This window comes from Pseudomonas sp. 43(2021) (assembly GCF_017490805.1).
Classification (GTDB): domain Bacteria; phylum Pseudomonadota; class Gammaproteobacteria; order Pseudomonadales; family Pseudomonadaceae; genus Aquipseudomonas.
In genome coordinates, this window is the sequence record NZ_JAFGYJ010000491.1 from 1 (window position 1) to 454 (window position 454).

Consider the following 454-nt stretch of genomic DNA (forward strand, 5'->3'; position numbering starts at 1 on the left):
TTCATCGGAGGTGTCGAAGGTGATCGGGGTGTATTTCAGACCGTTGCCACGGAAGTAGTCGGAAACGTTCAGTTCGGTGGTGGTACCGGCCTGGATGCAGATGGTCGCGCCGTCGAGCTCTTTGGCACTTTTCACGCCCAGCTTGTTGTTCACCAGGAAGCCGATGCCGTCGTAGTAGGTGATGAAGCCCGGGAATTTCAGGCCCATGCCCGCGTCACGGGAACTGGTCATGGTGGTGTTGCGCGACAGGATGTCGATCTCGCCGGACTGCAGCGCGGTGAAGCGCTCCTTGGCGTTCAACTGGCTGAACTTGACCTTGTTGGCGTCGCCGAAAACGGCTGCCGCAACAGCGCGGCAGACGTCAGCATCGATGCCGAGAATCTTGCCGGTCGCATCCGGTACCGAGAAGCCCGGCAGACCGTCGCTCACGCCACACTGCACGAAACCTTTTTTC

1 protein-coding gene is annotated in these 454 nt (G+C 59.7%); it reads right to left on the bottom strand.

The annotated features are described in order from the left end of the window. On the bottom strand, window positions 1–454 hold a 454-nt coding region (locus tag J5M71_RS28325), incomplete at both ends, for a transporter substrate-binding domain-containing protein (protein ID WP_207838950.1).